Genomic DNA, 8,092 nt, shown 5'->3' with positions numbered 1-8,092 from the left:
GCAAGTTCGATGCCACGTTTAATGCTGTGTCCACTTGATGCATTTGGCCCAGTCAAGGGAATCAGCGCTAAAATATTAAGCTTGTTTTCGGCATAAGCTTGAGCATGAAATAAAAATGCCGAACACAGTGAAAGTAAAACTAGTTTTATCATTGGCTAATCAATCCTGTCTCAATCTATCGAGATTGATAGTATCTGGAATTTTATAGCTTATCAATCAACTCTCAATGTGTAACTATGTAAGTGGCGTGCGATATTAATGCGTTTGATTTTCGGGGTATTTCTTGCAACTAGACTTGCTGCAAGTGCGCTTGCAATTTCAATCACAGGGGGACCACTCTTACAAGGTATTTCTACGAGTGAGGCGATTGTTGTTTTTTATACCGATGAATCAGCAGCTTTAAATTTGAATGTTTCACGGCGGGCCTATCGTAAAACCTATCGCGAGGCGGAGGCTACTTTGCGGCATGAGTTTCATATCAAAAAACTCAACCACGCCAGAAATTATAACTACCGCATCTATACAACAGCTGGTGAGGAGCTTTTTAGAGGTAAATTTAAAACTGCAGAGTCACGCAGATCTACAGCGGAAATAAGTTTTGCAGTCTTAGGGGATTCTGGTGTTGCCTCACTGGCGCAGTATGCTGTTGCCAGTGTGCTGAGCCGGCGAAAGTTTGATTTTATTTTGCATACTGGTGACATCGTTTATCCTACAGGGGCTTTGAGTGATTATTTAGTTAACTTTTTCTTACCTTATCGATCGATAATTTCGCGATTGCCACTTTATCCGTCTCTTGGAAATCATGATGCGCTTAATTCTTCAGATTATGAGAGTATCTATGTTCTGCCCAAAAATTCTTCACGGAGTGGTAGCGAATTTTATTATTCTTTTAATCGTGGTGCAGTGCATTTTATTGCGCTTGATACGAATCAAAGCCTAAGTGATGGAAGTCCGCAGAAAGAATGGTTACGGTCTGATTTAAGACGTTATCGAAATTCGGATCCACGTCCAAACTGGACTGTGGTCTTTTTTCATCACCCACCATTTAGTGCCGGACCGCACGGAGATACGGTTGAGTTGCAGCGGGATTTATTGCCGCTGCTTGAGCAGTATCGGGTCGATCTTGTGTTTTCAGGGCATGACCACGCATATCAGCGCACGGGAAGAATCAACTTAAGTGGTCGTGGGGGTAAAATCCTTTATGTCGTGAGTGGGGGTGGGGGCAGTGATTTGTACGACCAAGTAGCAAGTCATTCGCAGATTGTCGTTTTTAAGAAAGAACATCATTTTGTGCGCGTTAAAGCTACGCGGAATAAACTTAGTTCTGAGGCGATTAATTCGAGTGGGCAGGTGATCGATCGATTTAGGCTAGAGAAATGATCGGCAAGAGTGGAAGAGCTCTAACGCAGCGCTAGAAAAACAAAGGGCCAGATCAACTGGCCCTTTGAATTACTAATGTATAAGTGAAGAAATAACTTTAAAATAACTTTTATATAATTTTTAAGTTGGCGATGGATTATTGCAGAGCAGCTGCAAATTCTTCTCCAAGTTGTCCGCCATTTTCCTTAATATTTTCGTATTGATATTGAATTGCTTTGCGTAGCTCTTCTTTATGAAAATCTAGTGCTTCGCAGATGTATGAAAATCCAAAATTATCGACATCGTCGTCTGATTCGAAAAGCCAGATTTGTGCGTTTTCTTGAAGTTCGCCGTCGCCGGTAAGGTAGTCGTTGATGGCGCGTTGTAGCACTGCTGCCAAAAGTCTGCGCTCCGGATTGAATCCGCCGAGTTGTGATTGAACTGAACCATTTGACCAAAGCTTCATATTTTTTCTCCTTACTGCATTACTGCAACTATTTTTACCCCTCGTTGCCTAACTGCGAGGGAAAATTCTCTCTATGCGAGCTGATTGTTTATTCAGCACGCCAGCTACTCTAGGCATTTCTAATTGGTAAAACCGAAGGGGCGCAGAATATGAAAATTCCTACCCGGAAATCAAGAAAAAAATGCATCTTTAAGTCAGATTTCCTAAATGGGATTACGCAAGCAATCGCTATGATTACAGCTACTTACGTAAAACCTTGATGGAAACCGTGAAAAAGATGGAAGAAAAACGTTGAAATATGTTTGGTAGCCTCACCAAACATCGTTCGAAGTCTATTATTACAAAGTTAGTCGGATTTGTTGCATTAATTTTTAATTTATTTTGCTCAGAGCATTTTTCCAGAATATTCTGTATTATCAGCTAGTTAGCGTGCTTATTCTATGCAGGCTATTTGGTATGGGGTTACTTTTCCAAGCAAACTGCAGTAATCACAAAATATGAAGAAACTATTCACTGAATATCAACTCGGCAAAATTACCCTTAAAAACCGCATGGTCATGGCACCACTTACGCGTGGGCGGGCCAACCCCGACGCCACCCCCAACAGTCTCATGGCTGAATACTACGCACAACGGGCATCTGCTGGCTTGATTATCACGGAAGCGACGGCAATCGATCCAATGGGCTATGGTTGGGTTAACGCCCCAGGGATTTTTAGTAAAAATCATCTCGTTGGCTGGAAATCTGTAACTCAGGTTGTGCACAATCAAGGCGGAAAAATTTTCTTACAACTCTGGCATATGGGTCGCGTGAGCCATCCTGATTTTCTCGGTGGTAAGCTCCCTCTAGCACCCTCAGCAATTAAAGTTTCTTTTTCAACAAATACTCCACTTGGCAAAAAAGAATATGTAACACCTCGTGCACTGGAAACTGAAGAAATTCCTGAAATCGTTAATCAGTATGTCCGTGCTGGAGAAATGGCAATGCAAGCCGGATTCGATGGAGTCGAAATACATGCCGCAAACGGCTACTTGCCAGATCAGTTTCTGCGTGATGGTTCAAATCAACGCACAGATATTTACGGCGGTAGCATTGAAAATCGCACTCGCTTTTTACTCGAAGTTGTTGAAGGCTTAAATCATGCAATTGGTAGTGACCGAGTCGGAGTGCGGATTTCACCTAGAAATCCATTCAATGGTATGTCTGACTCAGACCCACTGAACCTCTTTTGCTTTGTAGCAGCAGAGCTTTCAAGACGTGGGATTTTATATCTGCACTCGATGGAACCACTGGAGGGCCACCGATTTAGTGCTGATGGAGCACGCGTTAGCCCTGCGTTAAAAACAAAATTTCAAGGGACATTTATTATAAACGGAAATCTTACCTGCGATAGCGGCGAAGCATTGCTTGAGTCTAATCAAGCTGATTTAATTGCCTATGGGGTTGCCTTCCTCGCAAACCCAGATCTGGTTGAGCGTTTTAAGAAAAATGCACCTTTAAATGAACCCGAGATGGCAACGTTTTACGGTGGCGGAGCTAAAGGCTATATCGATTATCCAACCTTGTAGCTATTATTTGAGATCGCTGAAAATGGAGATGTGGTCTTGCGCTAACGCGGATAAAAACCTTATCCCCATCTTGTCTGTAGGGTAGGGGCAGTATTCACCAGTCAAACCAGTTTTCCTCTTGCGGATCGTTCGGCCATTGTACTGGCGCTGCTTGCTGCCAAGCTTGATATTTTTCTTCAAGCTCTCCAAACCACCCTTCGGTGTATCCAGAGTAGAAAAGTCCTCCAACAAAAAGTCCGCAAATTAAGCCGATGAAGATACAACCTTGATCGCTTTCATACTGCAGTTTTCGCTCTTGGTCAGTTAGCTTCTTCTTTGGTTTTGTTTTCTCAAGCAGCCAAATTGCAGCAATCGCCATGCTGAATAGGCCGACAATGACTGAATCAATTACGGGATCTCCAAACATTTTTACCTCCGGCAAGCAGTTTCAAGCACTGCGCCTTAGTAAATTCAGATGATGCAGAAAATGAATTTACCAAGACGCAGTTAATCGAAGGTTCTTCGATTAACACTGCAGTTGCTAGAGGATCTTGAATCAAAGTTAAGTCGGGTCGTGGCTACGATCAAAACCTTGGCTAAGCGCAAAATTACCACATCTACCCAATAAAATAAGAACATAGAGTAGGGAAATATTCAATATTATTGAAAGATTAGTGCTGGATAATCTTTTTTCAATAATGCTTAAGATTATTGTCTAAGCACTCGATAAATATAAGGATATGATTAAATTGATTATCGGTCTTGTTACCTTTGGTCTTGCGACATATTTTGGTTACATACCAATCCCGCAATTTTTAAACCCTGGACAGGACCCAACTAAGGTTCAAGGTAATCCAGTTAGTGTTTCGATCACGAAAGCAGCATTTAATGATATTCGTTATAATCTTGATTTTCAGTTAAAAGACCTGGCGGAAAAAGGATCATTCACTATTGTTGAGTTTACATCCAAGTCATGTGGCATTTGCCAACAATTAAATCCACGCTTAAGTAAACTTGTTAATCGACGCCGTGATGTGCAAGTTGTCAAAATTGATCTCCCTGAAGGCCCGCAGGAGGGCACGAGCTTCACTGCAACTTCCGAAGCTGAAATGGAGCAGAAAAAAGCAGAAATGTACGGCAAGATTGAGGAGATCAATAAAGTGCTTGATCGCTTTAGTGTCTGCGGAGCTCCGCACATAACAATTTTCGATCCCGATGCAAAAGTCACAAGCAAAGATACTTGCAATGGCCGTTCAGGTTATGCTTTCCTCGATAGCTGGCTGGCTAAGGAAGGAATCTAGGCGACTTTAGCCACACGCTGAGTTTTCATGATGAGAGAACTCTGAGTAAGCCCTGCCCAATTTGAAGATGGTCTCTTGGTTTAAATACACCAAAGGCTCTGTTAATTAACCCTCGCGCTGCAATAAATTATCTACAAAAAGTCTCTCGTATGCAGGCGCCACAGGGGATTAGTCCCTGTGGCAGAAGCTAAACGCCTTACAGTGGCCTTCGTCCTACCCATACTTTTTCTAAATTAAAACATTATAACGCTTTGATTATTACAGGCCATTCTGGTAGTAAAGTGGGATTAGGTGGGAAAGAATGGGGTAAAATGGTTTCAAGTGGTTCGAAAATTCCAAGCCAGCAAAGGAACTATTCCTTTCGTGGAACGTTTACCCATGCACTCGACGATAAGGGACGCATCAGCTTGCCTGCAGCTTTCCGCGATACTTTAGATTCGCGCCGACAAGCATCGCTGGTTGTCACAAATTTTATTTCTCAAGGGGCACGCTGCTTGGAGGCTTATCCAGTAGACGTCTGGGAAGAGCTTGAAGCTAAGCTACTCAGGAAGAGTCGCTTTGATCCAAAATTGAAACAACTGGAAAATTTTTATTTCTCACGTGCATGCGAATGTAGTGTGGATGGAAACGGGCGGATTAAAATACCTACCCATCTGATTCAGTACGCAGGGATTACTAAACAGGTAGTTTTCGCGTCTGTGTTAGATGGGTTTCGTATTTGGGATGAGCGTGTCTTTGAGCTCGTCTTCCGTGAAGCTGAACAAGCATTACTCGAGAATCCAGAATTATTTGCAAACATCGATCTTGAAAGAGATTTGAAGCGTTAGGTATGGAGGCTTTATCTGTCGTGGCTGATCCTGCGGTTAATCAATTTACAGCGCATCAGCCCGTGCTTTGTCAGGAAGTTTTATCTTTCCTAGAAGATCTGCCGGCAGGGCTGATTATTGATTGCACGCTGGGCGGTGGGGGGCATGCGGCAGCACTACTAGAGGCGTTTCCCGAGCGTCATTTATTAGCCCTCGACCGCGATACTCTGGCATTGGTCCGAGCAAAAAAACGCCTTGAAAAATATCAAGCCCGTATTACCTTCGAGCACGCCGAGTTCTCGCAGGTAGCAGCAGTAGTTTCTGCTACAAGCACACTTGCTACTGAGAGTGTTGCCGCGATTTTTGCCGATCTCGGCTATTCCAGTGATCAAATGGATACAGCAGAGCGTGGATTTTCTTTTGCTAAATCTGGACCGCTCGATATGCGCCTCGATCAGACACAAGAATTAAGCGCTGAGCAGGTGCTCAATCAGTATGCCGAGCGAGAATTGACGCTGGTGTTTCTGAAGGGCAGCGTGGGTAGTCGCAGTAGGACGCTAGCGCGAAGAATTATCGACCGCAGACCACTAGAGAGTACTTTAGAATTTGCACAGATTTGCGAAGAAGTTTTAGGACGTGGCTACAAACCTAATGCTGCGAAGCGTAAGCACCCCGCAACGGTTCCTTTTCAGGCGGTGCGAATTGAGGTCAATCAGGAATATGATCAGATTCGTGCCTTACTGGAGCAGTCGCTGCAAGTGCTCTGCGATCACGGACGCCTGCTGGTGATTGATTTTCATTCCACGGAAGACAAGTTAGTTACCGCAAAAATGCGCGAGTGGGAGCGTGAGCAACGCGGAAAAGTTTTAACCAAAAAAGCGATTACGCCATCCGAGCAGGAAATTGCCGCCAATTCGCGCGCACGCAGCGCGCGACTCCGTGTATTTCAATTAACAAGTAGCAAGCAGGTTTAACATTATTAAGGATATCAAAATGTATCAGCAAGTAATTTCATATCGTCGTCAAACAGTGCCAACAATTTACTGGCCGCAAATTATCTTTCGTGTTGAAATCATGCTTGGAATAATAATTTTTCTTTGCTTAGTTGTGCAGATTTGGGTGCGTATTGCGACAACGCAGATGGCATATCATATCGAGGCGCGACGAGCAGAGCTTACACGAAGTGTCTATGCGCTCAGAGATTTGGAGGTAGCAAAAGAAAAGATTCGCTCACCAAATATGCTCTCACGTGAAGTGGAGCGTCGATTAAATCTTGTTCCAGTTCTTCCACAACAGGTACGAAGAATTAATCTTGGCTAGTAACTCTGAAACTAAGAATGCTCTATGCCTAGAAAATGGACTCACAATCGTGCTTATAAACAGGCTCAATATCAGCAGAGCAGATACAGGCCCACGTCTTTCGGCTATGATTCCTTGGGGTTGAGCTTTGATCGAGTAATTCGCATCCGCCTCGTGCTCGTTTGTATCGCAGTTTTCTGCCTGGCCTTAGTCGCCAGACTTTACGCTTTGCAGGCATATGGAAGTGAGCGCTGGAAATTACTTGCGTTAAAGCAGCATCAGACAACTTTAGAAGTGATGGAACCGCGAGCTAGTGTTGCTGATCGTAACGGTCAAATCCTTGCATATTCAGTGCCGCGGGTTTCGCTAGGAATTCACCCAAATTTAGTGCAACAACCCGAAAAATGGAGTGAGGCACTGAGCCTGATCCTCGATCGACCCCCCAGTCAAATCGAGGCAATTCTGAAGAGTCAGTCGCGATTTGCCTGGTTGGCTCGCTCGATTACTAAATCTCAAGCTGAGCAGGTTAAGCAGACAAAGTTGCCAGGGTTAGAATTTATTCAAGAATACAAACGTGAGTACCCACTTGGAACACTTGCAGGGAATTTGATCGGCCGCATCGGTGCAGATGGTCAAGGACTTTCAGGGGTTGAGCTGGCCTTCAATCACCTACTTAAGGCCGACAGCTATCAGCTCAATTTGCGACGCGATGCGCGCGGCCAGCTTGTTGCTCCGTCACGGAAACAACAGACAATTTTTGATGCGACACTTGCTGCAGCAAGTGTCGATGAAGTCGGCAATCCTCGCACAATGATTAATCAGAGCGAAGATCTGGAATTGACCATTGACTCATCGATTCAAGCCATTGTTGAAGCAGAGTTTGTGCAGGGCTTAAGCGACACTAAGGCCAAGCGTATATTTGGCACGATCCTAGACGCTGATAGTGGTGAGATTTTAGCATTGGCGCAAACTCCAAGCTACGATCCGAATCAACCGCTGCAAGACTTAAGTGAATTGAGAAATGCGGTGATTGAAGACTCATTTGAACCTGGATCGACACTTAAGCCACTTGTCGCTGCGTTAGCGCTTGACCATGCAGTTGCAACCCCGAATGAGACAATTGATTGCGAGCAGGGTCGCTTTCGAATTGGACGACACTTAATTGAAGACGTCCATCCACTCGGCATTGCTTCGTTTGGTGACATTCTCGTACGTTCTTCCAATGTAGGAATCACTAAAATTGGACAACGCCTTGGTAAGGAGCAACTCTACCACGGAATTAAATCACTAGGTTTTGGTTCCTTGTCTGGAGTC

At 44.2% G+C, this 8,092-nt stretch carries 10 protein-coding genes; 7 read left to right on the top strand and 3 right to left on the bottom strand.

Translation table 11 applies throughout. The annotated features are described in order from the left end of the window. On the bottom strand, positions 1-152 hold a 152-nt coding region (locus tag JNK13_03085), incomplete at its 3' end, for a branched-chain amino acid ABC transporter substrate-binding protein (GenBank protein MBL7661717.1). A 106-nt stretch (positions 153-258) separates the two neighbouring features. On the opposite strand from JNK13_03085, the gene JNK13_03080 reads away from it, so the two are divergent. After that, positions 259-1,380 carry a metallophosphoesterase gene (locus tag JNK13_03080; protein ID MBL7661716.1) on the top strand — a complete coding sequence of 374 codons (1,122 nt, stop codon included), beginning with the start codon at positions 259-261 and terminating at the stop codon, positions 1,378-1,380. 136 nt (positions 1,381-1,516) lie between these two features. Here the strand turns inward: JNK13_03080 and JNK13_03075 are convergent, their stop codons facing one another. Then, complete coding sequence (locus JNK13_03075) at positions 1,517-1,825, bottom strand: hypothetical protein (GenBank protein ID MBL7661715.1); 309 nt, start codon at positions 1,823-1,825, stop codon at positions 1,517-1,519. A gap of 497 nt (positions 1,826-2,322) precedes the next feature. Here JNK13_03075 and JNK13_03070 point away from each other — a divergent pair, with 497 nt between their 5' ends. Next, positions 2,323-3,393, top strand: a complete 1,071-nt coding sequence (locus JNK13_03070) for an alkene reductase (protein ID MBL7661714.1) — start codon at positions 2,323-2,325, stop codon at positions 3,391-3,393. Between the two features lie 94 nt (positions 3,394-3,487). Here JNK13_03070 and JNK13_03065 read toward each other — a convergent pair whose 3' ends face one another. Then, positions 3,488-3,799 (bottom strand): hypothetical protein, encoded by a 312-nt coding sequence (locus JNK13_03065; GenBank protein ID MBL7661713.1) that lies wholly within the window; start codon positions 3,797-3,799, stop codon positions 3,488-3,490. Positions 3,800-4,112: 313 nt separating this feature from the next. Between JNK13_03065 and JNK13_03060 the strand changes: the two genes are divergently transcribed. From JNK13_03060 to JNK13_03040, 5 genes are all read left to right on the top strand, one after another. Then, positions 4,113-4,673, top strand: coding sequence for a thioredoxin fold domain-containing protein (locus JNK13_03060; GenBank protein MBL7661712.1), 561 nt, complete (start codon positions 4,113-4,115; stop codon positions 4,671-4,673). Positions 4,674-4,984: 311 nt separating this feature from the next. Continuing rightward, positions 4,985-5,500, top strand: coding sequence for a division/cell wall cluster transcriptional repressor MraZ (mraZ, locus tag JNK13_03055; GenBank protein MBL7661711.1), 516 nt, complete (start codon positions 4,985-4,987; stop codon positions 5,498-5,500). 2 nt (positions 5,501-5,502) lie between these two features. Further along, on the top strand, positions 5,503-6,453 hold the full coding sequence (rsmH, locus tag JNK13_03050; GenBank protein ID MBL7661710.1) for a 16S rRNA (cytosine(1402)-N(4))-methyltransferase RsmH: 951 nt from the start codon (positions 5,503-5,505) through the stop codon (positions 6,451-6,453). A gap of 19 nt (positions 6,454-6,472) precedes the next feature. Beyond that, the gene (locus JNK13_03045) at positions 6,473-6,799 is read left to right on the top strand and encodes a hypothetical protein (protein MBL7661709.1); all 327 of its coding nucleotides are present in this window, start codon (positions 6,473-6,475) and stop codon (positions 6,797-6,799) included. Positions 6,800-6,823: 24 nt separating this feature from the next. Beyond that, on the top strand, positions 6,824-8,092 hold a 1,269-nt coding region (locus JNK13_03040), incomplete at its 3' end, for a penicillin-binding protein 2 (GenBank protein ID MBL7661708.1).

The organism is bacterium (genome assembly GCA_016786595.1).
Taxonomy (GTDB): domain Bacteria; phylum Bdellovibrionota_C; class UBA2361; order SZUA-149; family JAEUWB01; genus JAEUWB01.
The sequence above is the reverse complement of the archived record's forward strand: the minus strand, read 5'-3'. Positions and strand labels throughout refer to the sequence as shown.

Bases quoted from the DNA above. Each gene is read 5' to 3' on its own strand.
- JNK13_03080 (MBL7661716.1), top strand. From the start codon at position 259: ATGCGTTTGATTTTCGGGGTATTTCTTGCAACTAGACTTGCTGCAAGT.
- JNK13_03075 (MBL7661715.1), bottom strand. From the start codon at position 1,825: ATGAAGCTTTGGTCAAATGGTTCAGTTCAATCACAACTCGGCGGATTC.
- JNK13_03070 (MBL7661714.1), top strand. From the start codon at position 2,323: ATGAAGAAACTATTCACTGAATATCAACTCGGCAAAATTACCCTTAAA.
- JNK13_03065 (MBL7661713.1), bottom strand. From the start codon at position 3,799: ATGTTTGGAGATCCCGTAATTGATTCAGTCATTGTCGGCCTATTCAGC.
- JNK13_03060 (MBL7661712.1), top strand. From the start codon at position 4,113: ATGATTAAATTGATTATCGGTCTTGTTACCTTTGGTCTTGCGACATAT.
- mraZ (MBL7661711.1), top strand. From the start codon at position 4,985: ATGGTTTCAAGTGGTTCGAAAATTCCAAGCCAGCAAAGGAACTATTCC.
- rsmH (MBL7661710.1), top strand. From the start codon at position 5,503: ATGGAGGCTTTATCTGTCGTGGCTGATCCTGCGGTTAATCAATTTACA.
- JNK13_03045 (MBL7661709.1), top strand. From the start codon at position 6,473: ATGTATCAGCAAGTAATTTCATATCGTCGTCAAACAGTGCCAACAATT.